Source organism: Kosakonia arachidis (genome assembly GCF_900116535.1).
Taxonomy (GTDB): domain Bacteria; phylum Pseudomonadota; class Gammaproteobacteria; order Enterobacterales; family Enterobacteriaceae; genus Kosakonia; species Kosakonia arachidis.
The window spans coordinates 388165-414533 of sequence record NZ_FPAU01000001.1; the positions used below are offsets into that span (position 1 = coordinate 388165).

Below are 26369 nucleotides of genomic sequence, written 5' to 3' on the forward strand. Positions count from 1 at the left end.
ATGACAGGAGTTTGCTATGGAGTTCACGAACCCTTTCGATAATCCGCAAGGGCAGTTTTATATTCTGCAAAACGACCAACAGCAATACAGTTTATGGCCTGCACAGTGCGCATTGCCTGGCGGCTGGCACGTGGTGTGCGAACCGCAACCGCAGGAAGCCTGCAATATGTGGCTTCACACTCACTGGCAGAGCTTAACCCCGATGCACTATGTGCCAGCAAGGAGCGGCCAATGACGCAACGTTTACCGCTGGTCGCCGCACAGCCCGGGATCTGGATGGCGGAAAAACTCTCGTCGCTGCCCAATGTCTGGAGTGTGGCGCACTATGTTGAACTGAAGGGGGATATCGATGCCGCATTGCTGGCGCAGGCGATTGTCACCGGTATGGCGCAGGCCGATACGCTGCACATGTGTTTTGTGGAAGATAATGGCGACGTCTGGCAGTGGGTGGATGAATCACAACCGTTTACACTGCCCGCCATCACCGATTTACGTACCCACCGCGATGCGCATGCCGCTGCGCTGAACATTATGCGCGCCGACCTGACGCAAAATCTGCGTATCGAGAGTGGCAAACCGCGGGTCTGTCATCAACTCCTGCGTGTGGGTGAACAGCGCTGGTACTGGTATCAGCGATATCACCATTTACTGGTCGATGGTTTCAGTTTTCTGGCTATTACCCGCCAGATCGCCACAATTTACAGCGCCTGGCGACGCGGCGACGAAACGCCGTCATCCCCCTTTACGCCGTTTTCGGAAGTGGTGGAAGAGTACCAGCGTTATCGCGACAGCGACGGCTGGCAGCGTGATGCTGCTTTCTGGGCGAAACAGCGCAGCGAACTGCCGCCACCGGCTTCACTCTCGCCGATGCCTCTGCCGGGACGTGCAGCGACCACCGATATCCTGCGCCTGAACGTTGCGCTCAATGCCGATAATGTCCGCCGTTTAACCCGCGCGCTGCCGCATAGCCAGCCCGCCGAACTGGGTTTGGCGCTGGTGGCATTGTGGCTCGGCCGCCTCTGCGGGCGGATGGATTACGCCGCCGGGTTTATCTTTATGCGCCGCATGGGCTCCGCCGCACTGACGGCGACCGGGCCGGTACTGAACGTGCTGCCGTTAGGCATTCATATCGATGCTGCGCAAACTCTTGCAGAACTGGCTGCGCAACTGGCGACCAGCCTGAAAGTAATGCGTCGCCACCAGCGTTACGATGCCGAACAGATTGTCCGCGATGCGGGCCATGTCGCAGGCGATGAGCCGCTGTTTGGCCCGGTATTCAACGTAAAAATGTTTGATTATCTGCTGGATGTCGATGGCATTTGTGGTATTACGCACACGCTGGCGACCGGGCCGGTTAACGATCTGGAAATTGCGCTGCTCCCGGATGACGAGGACGGCCTTGCTGTTGAAGTGCTGGCGAACCGCGGCCGTTATGATGAAGCCACGCTGCGCGGCCATGTGGCGCGGCTGGGCCACTTACTGGCGCAGTTTGCCGAAAACCCGGCGCGGCGCTGCGGCGATGCCGATCTGCTTGCCCCGCACGAAGCGCAACAGTTGGCAAACATTAACGATACCGGCATGAGGCTGCCGACCACCACCTTAAGCAATTTAGTGGCGATGCAGGCGGCGAAAACCCCGCACGCGCCCGCATTGCGCGATGCCTGCTGGCACTTCAGCTACCGCGAAATGCGCGAACAGGTTGTCGCGCTGGCGCAACGTCTGCGCCAGCTTGGCGTGAAGCCTGGTGACAGCGTAGCGGTGGCGTTGCCGCGCTCGGTCTTTCTGACGCTGGCGCTGCACGGCATTGTCGAAGCGGGCGCCGCCTGGCTGCCGCTGGATACCGGTTACCCGGACGAGCGTCTGCGGATGATGCTGGAAGATGCGCAGCCGAAATTATTGATCACCGCAGAAGATCAACGTTCCCGCTTTAGCGATATTCCGGGGCTGGCACACTTCTGCTACCAGCAGCCGCTGGCCACACAGGGCAGTGATGCACTCAATTTGGCGCACCCGGAACAGACGGCGTATATCATTTTCACTTCCGGCTCGACCGGGCGACCGAAAGGGGTAATGGTCGGCCAGACCGCCATCGTCAACCGCCTGCTGTGGATGCAGGAGCAGTATCCGTTGAATGCACAGGATGTGGTGGCGCAGAAAACGCCGTGCAGTTTTGACGTCTCGGTATGGGAGTTCTGGTGGCCGTTTATCGCCGGGGCGAGCCTGGTGATGGCGGAACCGGAAGCGCACCGTGATCCGCAGGCGTTACAGGCTTTCTTTGCCGAATATGGCGTAACCACGACCCATTTCGTGCCGTCGATGTTGGCGGCCTTTGTCGCTTCGCTGACGTCGCAGAGTACGCAGCAGGGCTGTCGTTCGCTGAAACAGGTGTTCTGTAGTGGCGAAGCGCTGTCAGCGGAATTATGCCGCGAGTGGCAACACTTGACTGGTGTACCGCTGCATAACCTGTATGGCCCGACGGAAGCGGCGGTGGACGTGAGCTGGTATCCGGCGCATGGCGAAGCGCTGGCACAGGTGCGCGGCAACAGCGTGCCGATTGGTTTCCCGGTGTGGAATACCGGGCTGCGCATTCTCGACGCCATGATGCGCCCGGTGCCGCCGGGCGTGGCGGGCGATCTCTATCTGACGGGTGTTCAACTGGCGCAGGGCTATCTGGGACGTCCGGATCTGACCGCCAGCCGCTTTATTGCCGATCCGTTTGCCCCTGGCGAGCGCATGTACCGTACCGGCGATGTGGCACGCTGGCTGGAAAATGGCGCGGTGGAATATCTGGGGCGCAGCGACGATCAGCTGAAAATTCGCGGCCAGCGTATTGAATTGGGGGAAATTGAACGGGCGATGCAGTCCCTGGCGGATGTAGCGCTGGCGGTAGCCCATGCCTGCGTCTTTAATCAAGCGGTGTCCAGTGGCGGCGATGCGCGTCAACTGGTGGGCTATGTGGTTTCCTCATCGGGTTTGCCGCTCGATACCGCTGCGTTGTTGGATCAACTGCGTGGGCAACTGCCGCCGCATATGGTGCCAGTGCGTCTGCTGCAACTGAGCGCCTTGCCGCTGAGCGCGAACGGAAAACGCGATCGCAAAGCGCTGCCGTTGCCGGAACGGGCAGCGGTATCCCGTGGTCGTCCGGTGAACGCCGGTATGGAAACGCATGTGGCGCAGGCGTTTGCCGCGCTGTTGGGCTGCGAGGTGCAGGATGCACAGGCTGATTTCTTTGCGCTTGGCGGCCATTCACTGTTGGCGATGCGTTTGGCGGCGCAACTCAGTCGCGAGCAGCAAAGGCCGGTAACGGCGGGGCAGATTATGGTCGCTTCTACGGTGGAAAAACTGGCCGCGCTGCTGGAGCAGAGCCTGACGGCGGAGCAGACGCAGCGCTACGGTATGGAAACGCTGCTACCGCTGCGTGAAAGCGATGGCCCGACGCTGTTCTGCTTCCATCCAGCTTCCGGTTTTGCCTGGCAGTTCAGCGTGCTGGCGCGTTACCTTGCACCGCGCTGGTCGATAACCGGGATCCAATCGCCGCGACCTTTCGGGCCGCTACAGCAGGCGGCGACGCTGGATGAGGCCTGTGAGCAGCATCTTGCCACGCTACTGGCACAGCAGCCGCACGGGCCTTATCACCTTTTCGGTTACTCGCTTGGCGGCACGCTGGCGCAGGGCATTGCCGCGCGTTTGCGGGTGCGGGGTGAAGAGGTGGCCTTTCTTGGCCTGCTCGATACCTGGCCGCCGGAGACGCAAAACTGGGCGGAGAAAGAGGCCAACGGGCTGGATCCGCAAGTGCTGGCAGAGATTGAGCGTGAGCGGCAGGCCTTCCTTGCCGCCCGGCAGGGGCAAGGTCCCGGTGAGCTGTTTTCGACTATCGAGGACAACTACGCTGATGCGGTGCGTTTGTTGACCACCGCGCGCAGCCTGCCGTTTGACGGTAAGGCGACGCTGTTTGTTGCCGAGCGCACGTTGCCCGCAGGAACCGATCCGCACAACGCCTGGGCGCCGTGGGTACGGGAACTGGCGGTGTATCGCCAGGATTGCGCCCATGTTGATATTATTTCGCCGCAGGCGTTTGAGCGTATCGGGCCGGTGTTAAGAGAGATATTGGGGGAATAATTTTGTCTGTTGCCCGGTGGCGTAGCCGCCATCCGGTGTTTGTGGAACGGTTCCGTTCACTGTGAGTTTTCTGAAACTCTTGAATACCAGATGAACGGAACAATACTTCTGGAGTGACATATCCTTAGGGGAAAATTCCGCTGCGTCCCAGTGGTACCACCAGCGGTGTATATGCCACCGGATCGTCAATGATCATGCAGCGCAGGCCGTAGACCGTTTCTATCAGCTCGGCGGTAACGATCTCTTTTGGCGCGCCCTGCGCGACAATTTTGCCATCGCGCAGCGCAATCAGATGCGTGGCGTAGCGGCAGGCTTGATTCAAATCATGCAGCACCGCCGCCAGCGTATAACCCTGCTTGCGGTTCAGCTCGCTTAATAGCTCCAGCAGATCGATCTGGTAGCTGATATCAAGCCAGGTTGTAGGTTCGTCGAGCAGCATGATGGCCGTCTCCTGCGCCAGCACCATCGCAATCCATGCCCGCTGCCGCTGGCCGCCGGAGAGCGTATCGACACTCTGGCTGGCCAGCGAATCGACGCCGGTGGCTTTCATCGCCCGCGCCACAGCGTCTTCATCCTCTTTACGCCAGCGGGTGAATAGGGGCTGATGCGGATAGCGCCCGCGTGCAACCAGTTCCTGCACGGTGATATCATCCGGCGTGGTGGCGTTTTGTGCCAGCAGCCCGACGCGACGCGCCACTTCTTTGCTGGCGAAGCGCTGGATCTGCTCGCCATCAAGATAAACATGCCCCTGCACGGGTGTCATCAGCCGGCTCAGCGTTCGCAGCAGCGTTGATTTACCGCAGCCGTTGGGGCCGATAATGGCGGTGAAATGGCCGTCGGGAATGGCAACGTTTAGCTGCTCAGCAATGATTTTTTTGCCATAACCCAGCATTAAATCTGCGCCGTGCAAACGGGAAGATAAATCGGTCATTTCTTGCGGGACTCCTGAATTAACAAGGCGATAAGGTAGATACCGCCAAGACTGACGGTGACCACGCCCACCGGCAACTGATAAGGCGTAAACCCTTGCCGGGCGATAAAATCCGCCAGCAATAGCAGCAGCGCGCCGCACAGAGCCGACTGTGTTAAACCCCAACGGGTGGTGGCGCTGATGCGCCGGGCGATATGCGGTGCTACCAGCGCGATAAATGAAATCGGCCCCGCCAGCGCGGTAGCTGCCGCCGTCAACGCCACCGCGACCAGCATTAACATCAAGCGCGAACGCTCGGTGCTGACGCCGAGCGCGCAGGCGCTGTCGTCACCCATCTCCAGCAATCGCATCCGGCGGGTGAGCAGGGCGGCGCACACAAACATCAGCATAATGATTGGCGCAGAAGGCAGCGTCTTCGCCCAGGTCATACCGTTCAACGAGCCCGCATTCCACAGCCCGGCGGTGACGGCGGTTTCCAGCGACGCCCGCAATAGCAGCCAGGTATTGAACGCCACTAGCATCGCACGCACACCAATGCCGACAATAATCAGGCGGAAGGTGTCAATGCCATTGCGCCAGGCCAGCAGCCAGACCACCAGCGAGGTGAGCATACCGCCCGCCATCGCCGCCAGCGCAATGGCGGTTAAATGCTGACCAAACAGCACCATCGCCACCAGCACGCCGCTCCACGCACCGGTGTTAAAACCCATCACATCCGGGCTACCTAACGGGTTGCGCATCAGCGATTGAAAAATCGCGCCGCTGACGCCGAGCGCGGCGCCAACCAGCAGCGCCAACAGGACGCGTGGTAAACGCCACTCCGTCACCATACGTTGAAGCGCGTGTGGCGCATCGCCAGTTAATGCCTGTATCACCTCGGTCAATGCCAGCGTCACTGCGCCGCTGCGCAGGCTCCAGACCGCCATCAGTACGGTACAAAACACCATCAGCAAGCAACTGATGACTAAACGACGGGAGGGGGAAATCACAGGCCACCCCCGCGTGCGCGGCGCACCAGAACAATCAGTACCGGCGCACCGAGAAAGGCGCTGACCACCGATACGCGCAGCTCTCCGGGCACAATCAGACGGCCAATAATATCGGCGAACAACAACAATGCTGGTGTCGCAAGCAATGTGATCGGCAGCGACCAGCGGTGATCTGCGCCCACCAGCCAGCGCGCCATGTGCGGCATCATCAGGCCGATAAAGGCAATCGGGCCGACCACCGCCGTCGCGCTGCCACACAACACCGTAATGGTGACTAACCCGAGTAATTGCGTGCGCATCACCCTGCTGCCAAGTGCCGTGGCGGTATCGCTGCCGAGGCTCAAACTGTTGAGCGAGCGGCTCAGCACCAGCGCGATCGCCGCCGCCAGTAGCACCGGAATTATCACTATTTTCAACGTTTGCAGGGTGCGGATATCCAGCGATCCGGCCTGCCAGAATCGTAACTGGTCATAGACGTCGGCATTCAGCAGCGCAATCCCGCTGGAGAGCCCTTCCAGCACAGCGCCAAGCGCCACCCCCGCCAGCGTCAAACGCACCGGACTGAGTTGCCCGCCGCCCTGGCTGCCGGTAAAGGCCACCAACAGCGACGCGGACAGTGCGCCGCAAAACGCCAGCAGTAATTGTTCCACCGGAGATGAAATCCCGAGCAGTGCCGCGCCGAGCACAATGGCGAAACTGGCACCGGAGTTAACGCCAAGTAAACCGGGATCGGCCAGTGGATTACGGGTGAGGGTTTGCATCAACGCACCGGCAAGCCCCAGCGCGCCACCGGCCAGCAGACCTGCCAGCGTGCGTGGCAGGCGCGCATCACGAATTACGGTGCAGTCTGCGCTCTGGCAGGCACCAAAGAGCGCGTCGAACACCACGGTGGCAGGCATCGGCCTGGCACCAATAAACAGGCTGAGTGTGGCGGCGACAATAAGCAGTATCAATAGTCCGGCGAGTGCAAAGGGGCGCGCCGGAAAAGCAGAACACGACATAAGAACGTCCAAAACATGATAATGATAGTAATTATCGTTATCGATCTCGTTTTGGTATGTTAACATGCGAAACCAGCATATGGACATAAAAAGTACGTATTTAAGGTGCTGTGATGAAACAACAATCCTGGCTGTTGAACCTTAGCCTGCTGCGCACGCATCCGGCTTTTCGTGCGGTGTTTCTGGCGCGTTTTATCTCGATTTTATCGCTGGGCCTGCTTGGCGTAGCGGTGCCGGTGCAGATTCAGACCATGACCCACTCCAGCTGGCAGGTGGGGTTATCGGTCACGCTGACGGGTTCGGCAATGTTTGTTGGCCTGATGTTTGGCGGCGTACTGGCGGATCGCTATGAACGTAAGAAACTGATTTTACTGGCGCGCTCCACCTGCGGCGTTGGGTTTATCGGACTGTGTCTGAACGCACAACTGGCGGAGCCTTCGCTGGCGGCGATCTACTTGCTTGGTTTGTGGGACGGTTTTTTCGGCGCACTTGGCGTGACAGCGCTGCTGGCGGCAACGCCTGCGCTGGTTGGGCGGGAAAATCTGATGCACGCGGGTGCGATCACCATGCTGACGGTACGTCTGGGCTCGGTGATTTCACCGATGTGCGGCGGTCTGCTGCTGGCCTCGGGCGGTGTGGTGTGGAACTACGGCCTGGCGGCGGCGGGGACGTTTATCACCCTGTTGCCATTACTCAGCCTGCCTGCGCTGCCACCACCACCACAGCCGCGCGAGCATCCGCTGAAATCGCTGCTGACAGCACTGCAATTTTTATTTCGTAACCCGTTGATTGGCGGGATTGCGCTGCTCGGCGGGCTGTTAACCATGGCCAGTGCGGTGCGCGTGCTTTATCCGGCGCTGGCGATGAGCTGGAACATGTCGGCGGCGGAAATCGGTCTGCTGTATGCCGCATTACCTTTTGGTGCGGCGATCGGGGCGTTGACCAGCGGCAAGCTGGCGCACAGCGAGTGGCCTGGCGTGATTATGCTGATGACCAACGTCGGCGCTTTTGTCGCGGTAGGGCTGTTCAGCCTGATGCCAGTGTGGGCGCTCGGTGTGCTGCTACTGGCGTTAGGCGGCTGGCTAACTGCCGTGAGTTCACTGTTGCAATACACTCTGCTGCAAACCCAGACGCCAGAAGCGATGCTCGGGCGCATCAACGGCCTGTGGACCGCGCAGAACGTGACGGGCGATGCGATTGGCGCGGCGTTGCTGGGGGCGATGGGATCGATAATGACGCCCGCCTCATCGGCGAGTATAGGTGGGCTGGTACTGGCGGCGATCGGTTTAGTGTTGGTGGTGATGCTCGGCGAGCTGCGCCGTTTTCGTCAAACGCAGTCTGCCGCATAGAAAGCCTACAGCTGGATGGCGCTACCGCGTACTGGCCGACAAGGTGTGTACACGGCGTAGCCGCCATCCGACAAACAGGTTAACCAAACAGCGCCGCGAAACGCTGCAACACGCGGGTGGCGCTGTAGTAGTCCAGACGGAAGGTTTCTGCACCGAGGGCGTAAACGCGTTTGTTCTGTACCGCAGGCAGATGTGCCAGCAGTGGATTCGCGCTCAGCGCATCGGCATCTTTTTGATCGCTGGCGAATAAGAACAGCGCTTCACCGTTCAGCCCGGAGGCAAGGTTTTCTCCGCCCAGTTGCACAATATCGTGGCGTTTACCCTGGCTCTGGCTGGTTTGCAGCATAGCTGGTAACGGCGCAAGGACGAAGCCCAGTTGCTGCATCAATTGGCCCTGCGCGGAGTCGCGGGTCCACAGGTTGGCGCTGTGCGCAGCGGGGGTATAGACCAGCGCAGTAACCGGCTGCGGTGGTAGTTTCATCCGCGCTTTGACGTCGGCCAGTTGCTGGTTGAATTCGCTGATGCGCACAGCGGCCTGTTTTTCCTGACCGGTGATTTCACCCAGTTGGGTGAGCAGCGACTGCCAGCTTTTATCGTCGTAATTGATGACCAGCGTCGGCGCGATGGTGGAAAGCTGATCGTACAGGGCAAGGGCAGAATCGCCGCCGGTGGCGCTGATGAGGATCAAATCCGGCATCTGCGCGGCAACGGCCTCCGCATTCGGTTCACCAATGTAAAGACGCGCGACGTTGCGTCGTTTCGCCACGTCTCCCCACTGGTGCAAAAAGCCCTGCGCGTCGGCAAAACGATTATTCGGCGTGGTCGCACCACTGGCAATCACTGGTGCGTCAATCGCCAGCAACGATCCGGTAAGGGTGACGCTGGTTGACACAATGCGCAGCGGCTTACTGTCGATCTGATGCGTACCGTGGCTGTCGGTGACCTGGCGAGGCCAGTCAGCGGCGGTCGCTGAGGTTAATCCTGAAACAAAAATACCCAGAAGCACTAAGGATTTACGGAACAAAAAAGAAAATCTCACGGATTGCGTCCTGTTTTCGTTGAGGTTAATGATTCTCATTTTCATTATTATATGAAGGGGATGCAAGCACTAGCGGTGCAGAAGAAGAATCTGCTGTTGACAGCGCAGGGAATAACTTTTTATCTTATTGCAACAAAACACAAATGATAATCATTATTAATATCAATTACGATTGTTGGGAGGATGATATGGATATGTCCCTGGCTGAGGATATCCAGCAGTCTGCGAAGACTCTGGCCGCAGATCAGTTTTTGTTTATGTCGCCGTACCGTAGTTTTATAACCTCCGGGTACGTTACCCGTTTCTCTGAACCCGCCGTTGATGGTGATTCTCCAGATAGCGCTTTCCAGACCAAACTGGTGCAAGCCTTTGCCGATGCGAAAGCGCAGGGTGTTGTCCGGCCGGTGATGGTTGGCGCGATCCCGTTCGATACCACGCAACCTTCTGCGCTGTTCATTCCGGCGTCATGGCAAACCTTCTCTCGCCCGGCGCGCCTGCGTTCTTCCCGTTGTTTCAGCGCCAGCAACATGCCGAATATTATCGAGCAACGCGAAATTCCGCAGCAAGAAACCTTCATGCAGATGGTGGCGCGCGCGGCGCAAAAGACTGCCACACCGGAAGTGGACAAAGTGGTGCTCTCGCGCCTGATAGATATTGCGGCCGACAGCTGCATTGACAGTGGCGTATTGCTGGAGCGACTGATTGCCCAGAACCCGGCCAGTTTCAACTTCCACGTTCCGTTGCCGGATGGCGGCGCGCTACTTGGCGCCAGCCCGGAGCTGCTGCTGCGCAAAGAGGGCGACCATTTCAGTTCATTGCCGTTGGCCGGTTCAGCCCGTCGCCAGCCAGCTGACATGCTGGATCGCGAAGCGGGCAACACGTTGCTGGCCTCGGAAAAAGACCGTCATGAGCACGATCTGGTGACGCAGGCGATGAAAACAGTGCTGCAACCGCGCAGCCGCTCTCTGACCTTACCGGATTCACCGCAACTGGTGGCCACGCCGACGTTGTGGCATCTGGCGACGCCAATTGAAGGCACAGCGCTGGCGGGGGAAAACGCCCTGACGCTCGCCTGCTTACTGCACCCGACGCCTGCGCTGAGCGGTTTTCCGCATCAGGTGGCGAAAAAGCTGATTGCCGAGCTGGAACCGTTCAACCGTGAACTGTTCGGCGGCATTGTCGGCTGGTGCGATGACGAAGGAAATGGCGAGTGGGTAGTGACCATCCGCTGCGCCCGCATTCATGAAAATCACGTCCGGTTATTTGCCGGTGCCGGTATTGTGCCCGCTTCCTCACCGCTGGCGGAGTGGCGCGAAACCGGGGTGAAACTGACCACCATGCTGAACGCATTTGGTCTGCACTGAGGAGCGAAGATGACTATTCCTTTTACCCGCTGGCCAGAAGCGTTCGCCTGCCGTTACCGTGAAAAAGGGTACTGGCAGGATCTGCCACTGACTGACATTTTGACCCGCCATGCGCACAGCGATGCGACAGCGGTTATTGACGGCGAGCGCCCGTTGAGCTACCGCCAACTGCATCAGGCTTCCAATAACCTGGCGTGCAGCTTACAGGCGCAGGGGATCGCACGCGGCCAGACCGCGCTGGTGCACCTGGGTAATGTGGCGGAGTTCTATATCACGCTGTTTGCCCTGCTGAAACTCGGCGTTGCACCGGTGAACGCGCTGTTCAGCCATCAGCGCAGCGAACTGACGGCTTATGCCGCACAGCTCAAACCGGCACTGTTGATTGCCGATCGCGATCATGCGCTGTTTGCCGACGACGCGTTTATTCGCACGCTGGATTCGGTTCGCGTCGTACTTCTGCGTGGCGAACAGGGCGAGCACGCTCTGGAGGCGGCGATTGCCCGCCCGGCGGATAACTTCGTCGCCACGCCGACCCCGGCCGGGGAAGTCGCCTTTTTCCAACTTTCCGGCGGCAGTACCGGTATGCCGAAGCTTATTCCACGCACCCACAACGATTATTACTACAGCATTGCGCGCAGCAACGAGATCTGCGGTTTCACCGCGCAAACCCGCTATCTATGCGCGCTGCCCGCAGCGCACAACTACCCGATGAGTTCTCCCGGCGCGTTGGGCGTCTTCCTTGCGCAAGGTTGCGTGGTGCTGGCCGCCGATCCGAGCGCCACGCTCTGCTTTCCACTGATTGAAAAACATCAGATCACCGTGACTGCGCTGGTGCCACCTGCGGTGAGCCTGTGGTTGCAGGCAATTGCCGAAGGGGCCAGCAATGCGCAACTGGCATCGCTCAAACTGTTGCAGGTTGGCGGCGCGCGTCTGTCAGCAACGCTGGCGGCGCGTATTCCGGCAGAGATCGGTTGCCAGTTGCAGCAAGTATTTGGCATGGCTGAAGGACTGGTGAACTACACCCGGCTGGACGATTCCTTTGATCGCATTATCCATACGCAGGGTCGCCCGATGTGTCCGGATGATGAAGTATGGGTGGCGGATGAACATGGCAACCGGCTGCCGCCAGACCATGTCGGTCGCCTGATGACGCGCGGTCCGTACACCTTCCGCGGTTATTTCAATAGCCCCGAGCACAACGCCAGCGCCTTCGATGTGGATGGCTTTTACTGCTCCGGCGATCTGATTTCGATTGATGGGCAGGGCTATATCACCGTGCAGGGACGGGAAAAAGATCAGATCAACCGCGGCGGCGAGAAGATCGCTGCCGAGGAGATAGAAAACCTGCTGCTGCGACACGAATCGGTTATCCATGCCGCGCTGGTGAGCCTGGAAGATAGCCTGCTGGGGGAAAAAAGCTGCGCGTGCCTGGTGGTGAAAGCGCCGCTGCGTGCCGTTGCGGTGCGTCGTTTTCTGCGTGAGCAGGGCATCGCGGAATTTAAACTACCGGATCGCGTGGAGTGCCTGGAGACACTGCCGCTGACGCCGGTCGGCAAGGTTGATAAGAAACAGTTACGCCAGTGGCTGGCTGAGCGCACCACCGCGTAAAGGAGAGAAGATGGCTATTCCAAAATTACAGGATTACGCACTGCCTGCTGCGGCTGATATCCCGGAAAACAAGGTCAGTTGGCCGTTTGAGCCGGCGCGTGCCGTGCTGCTGATTCACGATATGCAGGACTATTTTGTCAGTTTTTGGGGTGATAACTGCCCAATGATGCAGCAGGTGGTGGCGAACATTGCTGCGCTGCGCACGTTCTGCAAACAGCACCGTATCCCGGTTTACTATACGGCGCAGCCGAAAGAGCAGAGCGACGAGGACCGTGCGTTACTGAATGATATGTGGGGGCCGGGGATGACCCGTTCGCCGGAGCAGCAGAAAATTGTTGCCGGGCTGGCCCCCGATGAAGCCGATACTGTGCTGGTGAAGTGGCGCTACAGCGCGTTTCATCGCTCACCGCTGGAACAGATGCTGAAAGAGACCGGACGCAACCAGTTGCTGATCACCGGGGTCTATTCGCACATTGGCTGCATGACCACCGCCACGGATGCGTTCATGCGAGATATCAAGCCGTTTATGGTGGCCGATGCGCTGGCAGATTTTAGCCGCGAAGAACATTTGATGTCGTTGCAATATGTCGCCGGGCGTTCCGGCCGCGTGGTGCTCACCCAGCAGCTGCTGTCGGTGCCGGGCAGCAAAGCCGCGTTGCGCGCAGTCGTATTGCCGTTGCTGGATGAATCCGACGAGCCGCTGGATGACGAGAACCTGATCGACTACGGCCTGGATTCCGTGCGCATGATGGCGCTGGCCGCCCGCTGGCGCAAGGTTCACGGCGATATCGATTTTGTCATGCTGGCAAAAAAACCGACTATCGATGCGTGGTGGGCGCTACTCTCGCGCGAGGTGAAATAATGACCTGCCTGGATTTTACCGGCAAAACCGTGTGGGTGACCGGTGCCGGGAGAGGTATCGGTTATGCTACCGCACTGGCCTTTGTTGCGGCGGGCGCGCAGGTTATCGGCTTCGATCTGGCATTTCCTGGCCGTGATTATCCCTTCTCCTGTGAAACGGTGGATATTGCGGATGCCGCACAGGCGCAGGCTGTCTGCAAACGCCTGCTGGCGCAGAACGAACGGCTGGATGTGCTGGTCAATGCCGCCGGGATTTTACATATGGGAGCGACGGATACGCTGAGCGCAGAAGCCTGGCAGCGCACCTTCGCTGTGAATGTCGGTGGCGCGTTCAACCTGTTCCAGCAGACGATGGCGCAGTTTCGCCGTCAACAGGGCGGGGCGATCGTCACAGTTGCGTCCGATGCAGCCCATACGCCTCGCATCGGTATGAGCGCTTATGGCGCATCGAAGGCTGCGCTGAAAAGCCTGGCGTTGACCGTCGGCCTTGAACTGGCGGCAAGCCGCGTGCGCTGTAATGTCGTTTCGCCGGGTTCGACAGACACCGATATGCAACGCATGCTGTGGTCGAGCGATGATGCTGAACGGCAGCGCATTCGCGGCTTTGGCGAGCAATTCAAGCTCGGCATTCCGCTGGGCAAAATCGCCCGTCCACAGGAAGTGGCGAACACCGTGCTGTTTCTGGCGTCCGACCTGGCCAGCCATATCACCCTGCAGGATATTGTGGTGGATGGCGGTTCAACGCTGGGGGCGTAGATGATCTGGAAACGTCACTTAACGCTTGCGGAACTGAATGCCAGTAGTGAAAACACACTGGTGGCGCATCTGGCTATTCTCTATACCCGCATCGGCGACGATTTTATCGAGGCTGAAATGCCGGTCGATGACCGCACCCATCAGCCGTTTGGCCTGCTGCACGGCGGTGCGTCAGCGGTGCTAGCGGAAACGCTCGGTTCAATGGCGGGCTATATGATGACACGTGATGGCCAGTGCGTGGTTGGCACCGAATTAAACGCCACCCATCACCGCCCGGTTGCCGAGGGGAAAGTGCGTGGCGTCTGCCAGCCGTTGCATCTTGGGCGGCAAAACCAGAGCTGGGAAATTGTGGTGTTTGACGAACAGGGGCGTCGTTGCTGTACCTGCCGCCTGAGCACCGCCATGCTCGGCTAATTTCTCCCTCTCCTTTCGCGGAGAGGGCATTCTTGCGATCCCGTTAACACAATCATGTAAATACCTGGCTGCAGGGCAAATTTTCCATGTTCCAAAGTTGTTAAAAACCGTGGGTTGATATAGATACAAAATGTAACATCTCTCTGTTTCTCACACGGATAACCGCTATGAACAACCCAGGGAAATACCTTATCTGGGCAATCCTCTCCCTCGTTGGAGCCTTTGCCCTCGGCTATATCGCGCTCAATCGCGGCGAACAGATCAATGCGCTGTGGATCGTGGTTGCTGCCGTCTGCATTTACCTTATTGCTTATCGGTTTTATGGTCTTTTTATCGCCAAAAATGTGCTGCAGGTCGATCCGACGCGCATGACCCCGGCGGTACGGCACAACGATGGCCTCGACTATGTGCCGACGGATAAGAAAGTGCTGTTCGGTCACCATTTTGCGGCAATTGCCGGGGCAGGGCCGCTGGTAGGGCCGGTGCTGGCGGCGCAGATGGGTTATCTGCCTGGTATGATTTGGATCCTCGCAGGCGTGGTGCTGGCCGGGGCGGTGCAGGACTTTATGGTGCTGTTTATCTCGACCCGTCGCGATGGCCGTTCGCTCGGTGAGATGGTAAAAGAAGAGATGGGATCGACCGTCGGCGTGATTGCGCTGGTGGCGACTTTTATGATCATGGTGATTATCCTCGCGGTACTGGCGATGATTGTCGTCAAAGCGCTGACCCATAGCCCGTGGGGCACCTACACCGTAGCATTCACCATTCCGCTCGCCATTTTTATGGGTATTTATATTCGGTATCTGCGCCCCGGACGCATCGGCGAAGTCTCGGTGATCGGCCTTGTGCTGCTGGTGTTTGCTATTATTTCCGGCGGCTGGGTTGCCGCCAGCCCGACCTGGGCACCGTTTTTTGATTTTACTGGCGTGCAACTGACGTGGATACTGGTGGGTTATGGTTTTGTCGCCTCGGTACTGCCTGTGTGGCTGCTGCTGGCCCCGCGTGATTATCTCTCCACCTTCCTGAAAATCGGCACCATTATTGGCCTGGCGATTGGCATTTTGATTATGCGCCCGACGCTGACCATGCCGGCGCTGACCAAGTTTGTCGACGGCACCGGTCCGGTGTGGACCGGCAACCTGTTCCCGTTCCTGTTTATCACCATCGCTTGTGGCTCTGTGTCCGGATTCCATGCGCTGATCTCTTCCGGCACCACGCCTAAGATGCTTGCCAGCGAAGGGCAGGCCTGTTTTATCGGTTACGGCGGTATGTTGATGGAGTCGTTTGTGGCGATCATGGCGCTGGTCTCGGCGTGCATTATCGATCCGGGCGTTTACTTCGCAATGAACAGCCCGATGGCAGTGCTGGCACCCGCAGGCACGGCGGATGTTGTCGCCTCGGCGGCCCAGGTGGTCAGTAGCTGGGGCTTTACCATTACGCCGGATGCGCTGGTGCAGATTGCTAATGAAGTGGGCGAGCAGTCGATCATCTCAAGGGCGGGCGGTGCGCCGACGCTGGCAGTGGGGATGGCGTACATCCTGCACGGCGCACTTGGTGGGATGATGGGCGTTGCGTTCTGGTATCACTTCGCCATTCTGTTTGAAGCACTGTTTATTTTGACGGCAGTTGATGCCGGTACGCGCGCGGCGCGCTTTATGTTGCAGGATCTGCTGGGCGTTATCTCGCCGAACCTGAAACGGACCGAATCGCTGCCTGCCAACCTGCTGGCGACGGCGTTGTGTGTGCTGGCGTGGGGGTATTTCCTGCATCAGGGCGTGGTTGATCCGCTCGGCGGCATCAACACCTTATGGCCGCTGTTTGGTATCGCCAACCAGATGCTGGCAGGTATGGCGCTGATGCTTTGTGCGGTGGTGCTGTTTAAAATGAAACGCCAGCGTTATGCGTGGGTGGCATTAGTGCCAACCGCCTGGTTGCTGGTGTGTACATTGACCGCGGGATGGCAAAAAGCCTTCAGTCCGGATGGCAAAGTTGGCTTCCTGGCGATCGCCAATAAGTTCCAGACGATGATCGACAGCGGCAATATTCCGGCGCAGTATACCCAGTCGCAACTGGCACAACTAGTATTTAACAACCGTCTTGATGCGGGGTTGACCATCTTCTTTATGGTGGTTGTGGTGGTGCTGGCGTTTTACTCGCTGAAAACCGCGCTGGCGGCGCTGAAGATGAATGAACCGACGGCGAAAGAGACACCGTACGAGCCGATGCCGGAGAACCTTGGGCAGATTGTCGGCCATGCAAAAAACGCCCATTAATGGTTTCCCCCTCTCCCTTGCGGGAGAGGCTTTTCTCGGAGGGAAAAGATGTTTGATACACTCTCAAAAGCCGGAAAATATTTGGGCCAGGCGGCGAAGATGATGATTGGCGTGCCGGACTATGACAACTACGTTGAGCATATGCGCGTCACGCACCCGGATCAGACGCCGATGACCTACGAGGCGTTTTTCCGCGAACGTCAGGATGCGCGCTACGGCGGTAAAGGCGGCGCGCGCTGCTGCTGACGCGCCGTCTCTGCGGGCGTTACGCGTTGGCACCGCCATCCACCACGATATCAGCCCCGGTGATCTGCTTCGCCGCCGGGCTGGCCAGGAAGGCGACTGCTTCGGCGATATCCTGCGCTTCACCATAATGGCCCAGCGCGATCAAGCGGCGCTGCGCATCGGAGGTCTCACCGTCCACCGGGTTCATATCACTTTCCGTCGAACCGGGTTTCACCATATTGACAGTAATGCCGCGTGGCCCCAAATCCCGCGCCAGCCCGCGTGTTAACGAGTTCAGCGCCGATTTGGTCATTGAGTAAATCGCAATCTCGCCCAGCGGTACGCGGTCGGAAAGGTTGCTGCCGATATTGATAATGCGTCCGCCTTTTGGCAGATGGGCGATGGCCGCCTGTGTCGTATAGACCACCCCGCGAATATTCACATTGATCAACGCATCGATATCTTCCTGCGACATCGTTTCCAGCAAACCGCCGCGCGCAATCCCGGCGTTATTGACCAGAATATCCAGCCCGCCCAGTTGTTCTACCGTCTGCGCAACCGCCGCACGTGCCGCCTCCGGCCTGGCGCTGTCAGCCTGAATAGCAACGCCGTTACGCCCGAGGGCGCGGATTTCTGCGACAACTGCTTCGGCTTTCTCCGCTGATTTCTCCCAGGTGATGGCGACATCCGCCCCGGCGCGCGCCAGCGTTAAGGCAATCGCTTTCCCCAGACCACGACTCGCGCCGGTGACCAGCGCGTGTTTTCCTGCAAGTGAGTATGACATGAGTGGTTCCTTAATTATGTGTCGATTGATACATAATTAAAATAATCACGCTTCCATATATTCGTCAATATTATTAATATATCGATCAGCACAAAATGTGAGGATGCCGAAGTGAGCCGTGGAAGACCCCGTGAATTTGATCGCACGGATGCGCTGAACAAAGCGATGAAACTCTTCTGGCAGAAGGGCTATACCGCGACGTCGATGAATGATCTCTATGGGACAATGGGGATTAAATCCCCCAGCCTGTACGCTGCGTTCGGCAGCAAAGAGGATCTCTACGACGAGGTGTTGCAACACTACGAAACATGCGTAGCGCCGCATATTTGGGGCGGCATGGAGAGCGAGCCGTCACCGAAAAAGGCGATTGCGCAGTGGCTGGAGCGTTCAGCGGAAACCTTAACCCGCAGTGATTTGCCGCACGGCTGTATGGTGACGCTGTCGGCCGTCGCCAGCGAAGGTAACGAACGGCTCGGTGCGCGGGTTCAGCAGTTGCGTAACAGCGGTTATGAACTGCTGAAAGCCCGCCTGAGTGAAGCACTGCAGCGCGGCGAATTACCGCTATCAACCGATATCGACGCGCTAACGCGTTTGTATGTCAGTATTCAGCAGGGGATGTCGATTCAGGCGCGGGACGGCGCCAGCCGCGAAACGCTGCTCGGCATCGCGCGAATGGCGATGGGGCTATGGCCTGCCTAAGTGGGGCGGATACGTTAGTACGACAGATAAACCGTAGGCCGGATAAGCGTCAGCGCCATCCGGCGTTATCATTAGCGCGACAGCGCTTCGACTTTTTCAAACGCCGCTCGCAACGTATCGGCGGAGAGGTTTATCGGTAGGTAGTGGATGGACTCCACCGGACGCAGAGTATGAGCAATGACTTTATCCAGTTCGGCATGATTGTTGATATCCACCTCCAGCGCCGCCAGCGTAGTGGGCAGGTTGAAACGCTGATATGCGTCGATCAGTTGTGCCAGCACATCATCCTGGCCGAGCAGGGCGCTCTGCACCAAAATGCCGTAAGCGACTTTGGTGCCGTGCAGGAATTTCTCCGTTTGCGGCAGTACCGTCAGGCCATTATGCACGGCATGTGCGGCCGCCACGCGGGTATAGCGCTCACCCAGCCCGCCAACCATACCACCGCCAGCAATAATGGCGTCCACCACGTCACGAAACGCCTGTGTCACTTCGCCACGCTGTTGATCGGCCAGCGCCTGCCCGCTGCTTTCCAGCAGCACATCGCGGATAGCCAGTGCGCCGTTAATCCCCAGCCGAACGGTCAGCGGCAGATTCTCCGGCTGCGGCGCCAGTACCACGGCTTCATACCACTTCGCCAGCGTATCGCCGATACCCGCCAGCAGGTACTCTGCCGGGGCATTGAGGATGATTTGCGGCTCGACCAGCACGAGGAAGTTGGCGTCGTCGAAAATCTCAAAATGTAGCGCCTGCCCGGCATCGTTGTAACACACGGACAGCGGCGTCCAGGCCGCGCAGGTCGCAGCAATGGTCGGGATCGCCACTATTGGTAAACCGAGGCGCCGCGCCACCGTTTTGGTGGTATCCAGTAGCGCTCCACCGCCAATGCCAATCACTACCGCGCGGTCATCGCCGGATTGCTGAACCAATTCGGCCACGTCGTGCTCGCTGCAATGACCCTGAAACAGAATGTGCTTTGCGCCCGGTGCGTTAAACGCTTGCGGCAGAAAGGCTTTGGCCCCGGCAAAAGCACGTTCGCCGTAGATCCACACCGCGCGTGAGAGTTGCTCTGCGCTGTAGAAGTCGTGCAAATGCGCAAGGCTTCCGGCATGGGAATAATAATTGGCAGGGCCGGGTACGACGCGAATATCAGTGTTGCTCATGTGTAGTGTCCTTGTGCGTGTTTGCTAACCCGATGTTATGTCTGGACATCCGGATGGCTAATAATATTTTGCTTTATCTTATGCATTTTCCGTCGTTGCCAGTCAAGCGAGGCTGTGAAAAATTCGTTAAATCAACCTATTAATTGCAGGATTTATGCACCATGAGCCGTAACCACCTCGAAATGCGCACGATTAGCCTTGCCTTTGGCGGCTTCAAAGCGCTGTCGCAAGTGGACTTTAGCCTGCACGGTGGCTCGGTACATGCCTTAACCGGGGCAAACGGCGCGGGGAAATCGACGCTGATGGCAGTGCTGTGTGGCACGCACGATCACTATGAAGGTGAAATCAGCATCAACAATCAGGTGGTGTCCATCCGTACCCCGCGCGACGCCAAACAACTCGGTATTCATCTGGTGCAGCAGGAAGTGGATGTTGCGCTGATCCCCGGTTTAAGCATCGCCGAAAACATCATGCTCGATACGCTGGCGGAAACCGGACACCACTTCCGCTGGCGTGTGATCCGCCAGCAGGCGCGTGATGCGCTGGTGCTGCTTGACGTTCAGCTTGATGTAAAGCGCTCAATTGATAGCTGTACGCTGGCGGAGAAACAGCAAATTTTGCTGGCGCGTGCGCTGTCACACCACTGCCGTTTTTTGATTCTTGATGAACCCACCGCACCGCTCGATCAGCATGAAAGTGAGCGCTTGTTCACCGTGGTGAAACGCCTGCAACAGCAGGGCATTGGCGTCGTGTTTATCTCGCACCGCATTCACGAGCTGAAAGCGATTTGCGACACCTTAACGGTGTTGCGCGACGGCAAGTTGATTGAATCCGGGCTGATGGCAGAGCTGAGCGGCGAAGAGATTGTCGAGAAGATGCTCGGCCACGAATTAAGCGATATCTATCCGCCTGCACGTCCACCACATAGCGACGAAGTGCTGCTGAGTATTGACGGTCTGCACGACGAAGGGCTGCTGAAAGATATTTCACTGCGCCTGCGCAAAGGCGAAATCCTGGGCATCGCCGGACTGGCGGGCGCGGGGAAAACGGAATTGTGCAAAGCGCTGTTTGGCGCAAGTAAAAGCCGTATCAATCGTGGCGAGCTGAATAACCAGCCGTGGCGACCGCGCGATCCGGCTGATTCAGTGATACGCGGTCTGGCGCTGGTGCCGGAAGAGCGGCGCAAAGAGGGCATCTTTGTTGACGAGCCGATCAGCATGAACCTTGCCATCAGTGCGGATAACAGCTTTTCACGCTGGGGAGTGTTTGGTCATCGCCTGGCCTGGCGCTGGGCGGAAGAGGTGATTGCCCGTGTCGGCATTCGCACTACCGGCCCGGCGCAGACGCTGCGCCGCCTCTCTGGCGGTAACCAGCAAAAAGTGGCCATTGGGAAGTGGTTGCGCGGTAACGCTAACGTCGTGATTTTCGATGAACCGACCAAAGGCGTGGATGTGAAAGCGAAGACCGATCTGTTCCAACTGATTGACGGGCTGGCGCGGGAAGGGAAGGGCGTAATTTATGCGTCGGGCGAATTCGCCGAGCTGGTTGGACTGTGCGATCGGATTTGTGTGCTGTGGGACGGGCGCATCGTAGCAGAAGTTGCGGGTAAAGAGGCCCATGAAGAGACATTACTTTATTATTCCACCGGAGGAACGGCGCTGTGAGTAAGGCCCTGTCAGTCAGTGCGGCGGTAACGCCTCGCCAGCAGTTTTTTGATTTTCTGTATAAATGGGGCATGTTGCTCACCGTGGTCTTGTTGATCGCGATTTTTGGCGTCGCGTCGAACAACTTCCTCGACCCGTTTAACATTATCAACATTTTACGCTCAATCGCGATTGTGACGGTGATTGGCGTAGGTGTCTCGATTTCGCTGACTATCGGCGGCTTTGATCTCTCTGTCGGTTCGACGGCTTCGTTGGCGAATGCGCTGGTGATTTCGCTGTTTGTCTGGCACGGCTTCAGCACGACGGAGTCCATCGTTATTACCCTGGCTCTCTGTACGCTGGTTGGCCTGTTCAATGCTTTTTTGATTGTGGTGCTGCGTATTCCCGACATGCTGGCAACGCTAGGCAGCCTGTTTGTCATTCAGGGTGTGGCGATGACTTACAGCTACGGTGGTTCGATCACGGAAAATATGGTGCTGCCGAGTGGTGATATGGCGGAAGGGACGATTCCGGCTGCTTTTAGCCTGCTTGGCCAGGTGCCGACGATCGTGATCATCATGCTGGTGGTGACGGTAGTGGCGCAGCTTGGCTTGTCGCTGACGACGCACGGCCGCCGGATGTACGCCATTGGCGGTAACCCGGAAGCGGCGCGCCTCTCGGGTATTCGCACCACGCGCTATAAAGTGGTGGCGTACGTTATTGCCTCTCTGCTGGCGGGGCTTGGCGGCATTCTGCTTGCCTCGCGCATTGGCTCTTCGCAGGTGAATGCGGGCAGCGGTTATTTGATGGATGCCGTGGCAGCGGCGTGGATCGGCTTTTCGCTCGCCGGTTCCGGCAAACCAAATGCGCTCGGCACGCTGGTGGGCGCGGTGATCCTTGGCGTGCTGCAAAACGGGCTGGTGATGCTGTCGGTGCCCTACTATGCGATGGACATTATTAAGGGCCTGGTGCTGGCCAGTGCTCTTGCGTTGACTTACTTCCAGCGTCGTTAATTTTCAGGGGAAAACAGACATGAAAAAAATTGCACTCTCACTGTTAGCGCTGGGGTTACTGAGCGCGCTTCCGGGCCATGCGACTACGCCAGCGCCGGTGCCGGATGCCATCGCCAATCACAACGGCCCGGTGCGCATTGCGCTTATCCGTAACCTTGGCTCTGACGATAACACGACGCAGTTCGTCTCCGGTGCCTTACAGGAAGGTAAAAAACTCGGCTTCAAAATCAGTACCTTTTTGAGCAATGGCGACGATGCCAAATTCCAGGACTTTGTAAACCAGGCGATCAGCGAGAAGTATGACGGCATCATCCTGTCACAGGGCCGGGATCCCTATTCCACCGATCTGATTAAAAAAGCGGTGGCTGCCGGGATCAAAGTGTCGGTGTTCGATACCGCGGTGAACGGAGAGATTCCGGGCGTGACCGTCACCCAGCAGGATGACGCCTCGCTGACCAAACTTTCGTTCGACGCGCTGGTAAAAGATTTCAACGGCAAAGCCAATATTATCAAACTGTGGGTCGCCGGTTTCCCGCCGATGGAACGTCGTCAGGCAGCTTACGCCGAGCTGTTGAAAGCCAATCCGGGCATTAAAGAGCTGGAATCCATCGGTGCGGTCTCTTCCGATGTGCAGGGTGATACGGCTAACAAGGTCGGCGCGGTGCTGGCGAAATACCCGAAAGGTAAGATTGATGCTATCTGGGGCACCTGGGATGCTTTCAGCCAGGGCGCGTATAAAGCGCTGAAAGAGAATGGTCGCACGGAGATCAAACTCTACAGCATCGACATTTCCAACCAGGATCTGCAACTGATGCGCGAAGCTAACAGCCCGTGGAAAGTGAGCGTGGCGGTGGATCCGAAGCTGATTGGCGCGACAAACGTACGCCTGATTGCCGAAAAGATTGCCGGTGAGAAGACGCCTGCAACCTACGACTTTAAAGCGGCGGCGATCCCGCAGGCGCTGCTGGCCAGCCAGCCAGGTGCAGTGAACGTCGCATCGCTTGGCAAAATCATCCCGGGCTGGGGCCAGACGGAAGACTTTATTGCGCCGTGGTTCGCGACGCTGGAAGCGAAAAACAAATAATACACAAGCCGGATCAGGCGTAGCCGCCATCCGGCATTTTAAATCCGGCAGCGGAAAGGATTAATCATGGCAACTGAACTTCCGCGTCCCGAATACAGCCGTAATATGCGGTTGATTGGGCACAGCGATCAGGGGGGACGCCCGGATGGCGTCCAGTTGATGGTGCATCGCGGTTTCGCGTATATCGGCCATATGGTGTCGCAGGGTTTTTCTCTTGTTGATGTCCGTGACCCGAAAAAACCGAAACCCGCAGGCTACATACCTGCGCCGCCGGGCACCTGGAATGTGCACTTACAGGCGCATGACGATCTGCTGCTGGTGATTAATGCCCGCGATCTGTTCGCCGATGCGCGCTTTGCCGATGAAAAGGTTTACTACACCCGCTCGGTAGGCGACACGGTCAGTGACGTGCAGGATAAAGGCTGGAGTGCCGGGCTACGCATTTTTGATATCTCCACGCCGGATAAACCGCGTGAGATCGGCTTTCTGTCGCTCAATGGCATTGGTATCCACCGCATCTGGTACGTCGGTGGGCGCTGGGCTTATGTATCGGCGCTGATCGACGGTTTTACCGACTATATTTTTCTGACCATCGATCTGGCCGATCCGCGTAAGCCACAGGTCGCCGGGCGCTGGTGGCTACCGGGCATGAACCAGCAGGACGGAGAAACACCTACATGGCCGGAAGGAAAACGCTATGCGCTGCACCATGCGATTATCAGTGGCGATACTGCCTACGGAAGCTGGCGCGACGGCGGCTTAACGCTGCTGGATGTGAAGGATCGTACCCAGCCGAAGCTGATCAGCCATCGGAACTGGAGCCCGCCGTTTGGCGGCGGTACGCATACTGCGTTGCCGCTACCGGATCGCGATCTGTTGGTGGTGCTGGATGAAGCGGTGCTCGACAATCAGGAAGATGGCGAGAAGCTGATTTGGCTGTTTGATATTCGTGAGCCGTCGAACCCCGTCAGCATTTCAACCTTCCCACAGCCTGACGAGACAGATTATGTGGCAAAAGGCGCGCACTTCGGCCCGCATAACCTGCACGAAAACCGTCCCGGCAGTTTTATTAGTTCGACGCTGATTTTCGCCACCTACCAGAACGCAGGTGTCCGTGCTTACGATATTTCCAACCCGTATCGTCCGGTGGAAACGGGCGCGCTGGTACCTGCTGCGCCCGCGAAGATGATGGATTCCCGGCCAGGACGTCCGCGTGTGATCCAGTCGTGCGATGTGTTTGTTGATGCGCAGGGGATTATCTACAGCACTGATTATAACGGTGGGCTGTCGGTGATTGAGTATCTGGGGTAAACGCAGGCAGGTTAAGGCAAAGCCAGCACCCGGTAAAACCGCGCGTTTGGCGTATGAGGATGGTTTCCGTTCACCAGACGTTTGGCAGACACATAATCTCTGTGGCACGTGAACGGGAAAAGGGGCGCCGCCGCGCTCCCCCTTTTCAATCCCTCGCGGCCCGCGGGAAATCGGTGCTGCGCACTGCGCTCACCTCCCGCGCATCTGCCTGCGGTCGGCTCGACTCGACGTCGTGTCTCGATTCGCCTCTGGCCGCCATCCATGGCGTCCAGACCTTGTCATCTGTGCTTCGGTTCGCCGATTTCGAGCGGGAGACACAACCCCATTGCTGTAAGGGCTGTGCCTGGAAATAGCGAATGTGTTGCTGTAGAGCCGGGACTGAGTAGGCCGGGTAAGGCGTAGCCGCCACCCGGCATTTAATATAGGGTCACAATATTTGCCGGATGGTGTTACGAATACTGGCGCACCCGCGCGATCAGCTCTTCCACGCTATCAATGCGTTCAGCAATCACGATCAGTGCCTTGCCGAGCGAAATGGCGTGGCGCAGACATGTGTGGCGCATCTCTTCATCTTTAATGGTGTCGATATCTGCCACGTGCGACAGCCCGACGCTGCGGCGAATCAGTTCAGTACCGCAAAAACCAATGGCATCGGCCCACACTTTTTTCAGGAAAGCAGAAGCATAACCGGGCTGCGCCAGCGCAACGTCGCGGGTTTTTTCCGTTGCCAACGCCTGGAAGCGCTCAGCAAACGTCGCCCACAGCGTCTGAATATCGGCGAGGCGCTGTTCGCGCGCGGCGGCGGCATCGCGAATACCCAGATGCCCCGGCAAACCGCAATAGTTGAGCAGCAGGTTGCCAATAGCGGTACCGACGTCGAAACCGATCGGCCCGAAATAGCCAAACTCAGCATCGATAGCTTTCAGGCTGCCATCAGCCACAAAAATCGAGCCGCTGTGAATATCGCCGTGCAGCAGGGCTTCGGCGTGAGAAAAGAAACGGTGCTTCAGCGCCGCGACGGCCAGTTTGAGCGTCGCGTCGTCGCGCAGGGCGACAACATCCGCTTCCAGTGCCGCCGGATAATTGTTGCGCTCGTGCACTTGATACGGATCGTTGAAGAACAAATCTTCGGTGATTTCGCACATTTCCGGATTAATAAACTGCGCCACCTGCGCTTTTTTCTGATGCGGATGCAGGTAGAAATCGCTGGTGTGGTACAGCGTTTGCGCCAGGTAGTTGCCGAGTTGTGCCGCCGCCTGCGGGTAATAGACATTGGCGATCAGTTCGCCGCGCCAGATCTTATGGTCGGAGAGATCTTCCATCACCATCACCGCCAGCTCCGGGTCGAAGTGGTGGATTTTCACCGTATGTTGTGGACTGTGCTGGTAGTGTTCCACCAGCGTTTGCGCTTCCAGCCGGGCTCGGTCCAGCGTCAATGGCCAGGATTCGCCAACACAGCGCACGTAAGGCAGCGCCTGTTTCACGATGATACGGCTGACGCCCTGCGCATCGAAAATTTTAAACACCAGATTGAGGTTACCGTCGCCCACCTCCTGCGCGTCCACCAGTTCGGACGGGTTGTCCAGACCGGCAAATTGTTGTGCATATGCCACGGCATCACGGGCGGAGAAGGTACGGTATTGCGACATTGCCTCGATCCTCTTTTGCTGATTAAGCCATTTAGACGTCTATACATCTGAACGTCATCCTGACACAATACGACACAACAACGCAACAGGGATTTAA

The 26369-nt window shown here is 58.1% G+C and carries 22 protein-coding genes; 15 read left to right on the top strand and 7 right to left on the bottom strand.

Annotated features, from left to right (window positions below; all coding sequences use genetic code 11):
• The first annotated feature begins 16 nt into the window (after positions 1-16).
• Positions 17-235 carry an MbtH family protein gene (locus BM427_RS01860; protein ID WP_090118691.1) on the top strand — a complete coding sequence of 73 codons (219 nt, stop codon included), beginning with the start codon at positions 17-19 and terminating at the stop codon, positions 233-235.
• Positions 232-4119, top strand: coding sequence for an enterobactin non-ribosomal peptide synthetase EntF (entF, locus tag BM427_RS01865; protein WP_090118693.1), 3888 nt, complete (start codon positions 232-234; stop codon positions 4117-4119). Before BM427_RS01860 ends, entF begins: the two co-directional genes overlap by 4 nt.
• A 124-nt stretch (positions 4120-4243) precedes the next feature.
• Here entF and fepC read toward each other — a convergent pair whose 3' ends face one another.
• Genes fepC through fepD form a run of 3 tightly spaced genes read right to left on the bottom strand, consistent with a single transcriptional unit; the run spans position 4244 to position 7040 of the window.
• Positions 4244-5050: an iron-enterobactin ABC transporter ATP-binding protein gene (gene fepC, locus BM427_RS01870; RefSeq protein ID WP_090118695.1), complete on the bottom strand. Its 807-nt coding sequence runs from the start codon at positions 5048-5050 to the stop codon at positions 4244-4246.
• Positions 5047-6039 carry an iron-enterobactin ABC transporter permease gene (fepG, locus tag BM427_RS01875; RefSeq protein ID WP_090118696.1) on the bottom strand — a complete coding sequence of 331 codons (993 nt, stop codon included), beginning with the start codon at positions 6037-6039 and terminating at the stop codon, positions 5047-5049. The genes fepC and fepG overlap by 4 nt, the downstream gene beginning before the upstream one ends.
• On the bottom strand, positions 6036-7040 hold the full coding sequence (gene fepD / locus BM427_RS01880; protein ID WP_090120642.1) for a Fe(3+)-siderophore ABC transporter permease: 1005 nt from the start codon (positions 7038-7040) through the stop codon (positions 6036-6038). Before fepD ends, fepG begins: the two co-directional genes overlap by 4 nt.
• Positions 7041-7153: 113 nt before the next feature.
• Between fepD and entS the strand changes: the two genes are divergently transcribed.
• Complete coding sequence (gene entS, locus BM427_RS01885; RefSeq protein WP_090118698.1) at positions 7154-8389, top strand: enterobactin transporter EntS; 1236 nt, start codon at positions 7154-7156, stop codon at positions 8387-8389.
• A gap of 79 nt (positions 8390-8468) precedes the next feature.
• Here entS and fepB read toward each other — a convergent pair whose 3' ends face one another.
• Positions 8469-9428: a Fe2+-enterobactin ABC transporter substrate-binding protein gene (gene fepB, locus BM427_RS01890; protein WP_090118700.1), complete on the bottom strand. Its 960-nt coding sequence runs from the start codon at positions 9426-9428 to the stop codon at positions 8469-8471.
• Between the two features lie 188 nt (positions 9429-9616).
• On the opposite strand from fepB, the gene entC reads away from it, so the two are divergent.
• The 7 genes from entC to BM427_RS01925 all read left to right on the top strand — a co-directional run bounded on the left by entC (position 9617) and on the right by BM427_RS01925 (position 16950).
• The gene (gene entC, locus BM427_RS01895; RefSeq protein ID WP_090120644.1) at positions 9617-10792 is read left to right on the top strand and encodes an isochorismate synthase EntC; all 1176 of its coding nucleotides are present in this window, start codon (positions 9617-9619) and stop codon (positions 10790-10792) included.
• Between the two features lie 9 nt (positions 10793-10801).
• Entirely contained in the window at positions 10802-12400 is a 1599-nt protein-coding gene (gene entE / locus BM427_RS01900; protein WP_090118701.1) for a (2,3-dihydroxybenzoyl)adenylate synthase EntE, read from the top strand.
• A 10-nt stretch (positions 12401-12410) separates the two neighbouring features.
• Positions 12411-13262: an isochorismatase gene (locus BM427_RS01905; protein ID WP_090118703.1), complete on the top strand. Its 852-nt coding sequence runs from the start codon at positions 12411-12413 to the stop codon at positions 13260-13262.
• Complete coding sequence (entA, locus tag BM427_RS01910; RefSeq protein ID WP_090118705.1) at positions 13262-14017, top strand: 2,3-dihydro-2,3-dihydroxybenzoate dehydrogenase EntA; 756 nt, start codon at positions 13262-13264, stop codon at positions 14015-14017. Before BM427_RS01905 ends, entA begins: the two co-directional genes overlap by 1 nt.
• Positions 14018-14431 carry a proofreading thioesterase EntH gene (gene entH, locus BM427_RS01915; protein ID WP_090118707.1) on the top strand — a complete coding sequence of 138 codons (414 nt, stop codon included), beginning with the start codon at positions 14018-14020 and terminating at the stop codon, positions 14429-14431.
• A 167-nt stretch (positions 14432-14598) separates the two neighbouring features.
• Positions 14599-16704, top strand: coding sequence for a pyruvate/proton symporter CstA (gene cstA, locus BM427_RS01920; RefSeq protein ID WP_090118710.1), 2106 nt, complete (start codon positions 14599-14601; stop codon positions 16702-16704).
• Between the two features lie 48 nt (positions 16705-16752).
• Entirely contained in the window at positions 16753-16950 is a 198-nt protein-coding gene (locus tag BM427_RS01925) for a YbdD/YjiX family protein (protein WP_090118712.1), read from the top strand.
• 19 nt (positions 16951-16969) lie between these two features.
• On the opposite strand, the gene BM427_RS01930 is transcribed toward BM427_RS01925, so the two are convergent.
• Positions 16970-17713, bottom strand: a complete 744-nt coding sequence (locus tag BM427_RS01930) for an SDR family NAD(P)-dependent oxidoreductase (RefSeq protein WP_090118713.1) — start codon at positions 17711-17713, stop codon at positions 16970-16972.
• A 111-nt stretch (positions 17714-17824) separates the two neighbouring features.
• Between BM427_RS01930 and BM427_RS01935 the strand changes: the two genes are divergently transcribed.
• On the top strand, positions 17825-18412 hold the full coding sequence (locus tag BM427_RS01935; RefSeq protein WP_090118716.1) for a TetR/AcrR family transcriptional regulator: 588 nt from the start codon (positions 17825-17827) through the stop codon (positions 18410-18412).
• A gap of 71 nt (positions 18413-18483) precedes the next feature.
• On the opposite strand, the gene BM427_RS01940 is transcribed toward BM427_RS01935, so the two are convergent.
• Positions 18484-19572 (bottom strand): oxidoreductase, encoded by a 1089-nt coding sequence (locus tag BM427_RS01940; RefSeq protein ID WP_090118717.1) that lies wholly within the window; start codon positions 19570-19572, stop codon positions 18484-18486.
• A 161-nt stretch (positions 19573-19733) separates the two neighbouring features.
• Here BM427_RS01940 and BM427_RS01945 point away from each other — a divergent pair, with 161 nt between their 5' ends.
• The 4 genes from BM427_RS01945 (at position 19734) to BM427_RS01960 (ending at position 24623) form a co-directional block, all read left to right on the top strand.
• Positions 19734-21236 carry a sugar ABC transporter ATP-binding protein gene (locus tag BM427_RS01945; RefSeq protein WP_090118719.1) on the top strand — a complete coding sequence of 501 codons (1503 nt, stop codon included), beginning with the start codon at positions 19734-19736 and terminating at the stop codon, positions 21234-21236.
• Complete coding sequence (locus BM427_RS01950) at positions 21233-22228, top strand: ABC transporter permease (RefSeq protein ID WP_090118721.1); 996 nt, start codon at positions 21233-21235, stop codon at positions 22226-22228. Before BM427_RS01945 ends, BM427_RS01950 begins: the two co-directional genes overlap by 4 nt.
• A 19-nt stretch (positions 22229-22247) precedes the next feature.
• On the top strand, positions 22248-23312 hold the full coding sequence (locus BM427_RS01955) for a sugar ABC transporter substrate-binding protein (protein ID WP_090118723.1): 1065 nt from the start codon (positions 22248-22250) through the stop codon (positions 23310-23312).
• A 66-nt stretch (positions 23313-23378) separates the two neighbouring features.
• On the top strand, positions 23379-24623 hold the full coding sequence (locus tag BM427_RS01960; protein ID WP_090118724.1) for an LVIVD repeat-containing protein: 1245 nt from the start codon (positions 23379-23381) through the stop codon (positions 24621-24623).
• Positions 24624-25072: 449 nt separating this feature from the next.
• On the opposite strand, the gene mtnK is transcribed toward BM427_RS01960, so the two are convergent.
• Positions 25073-26272, bottom strand: a complete 1200-nt coding sequence (gene mtnK, locus BM427_RS01965) for an S-methyl-5-thioribose kinase (protein WP_090118726.1) — start codon at positions 26270-26272, stop codon at positions 25073-25075.
• Positions 26273-26369: the final 97 nt, after the last annotated feature.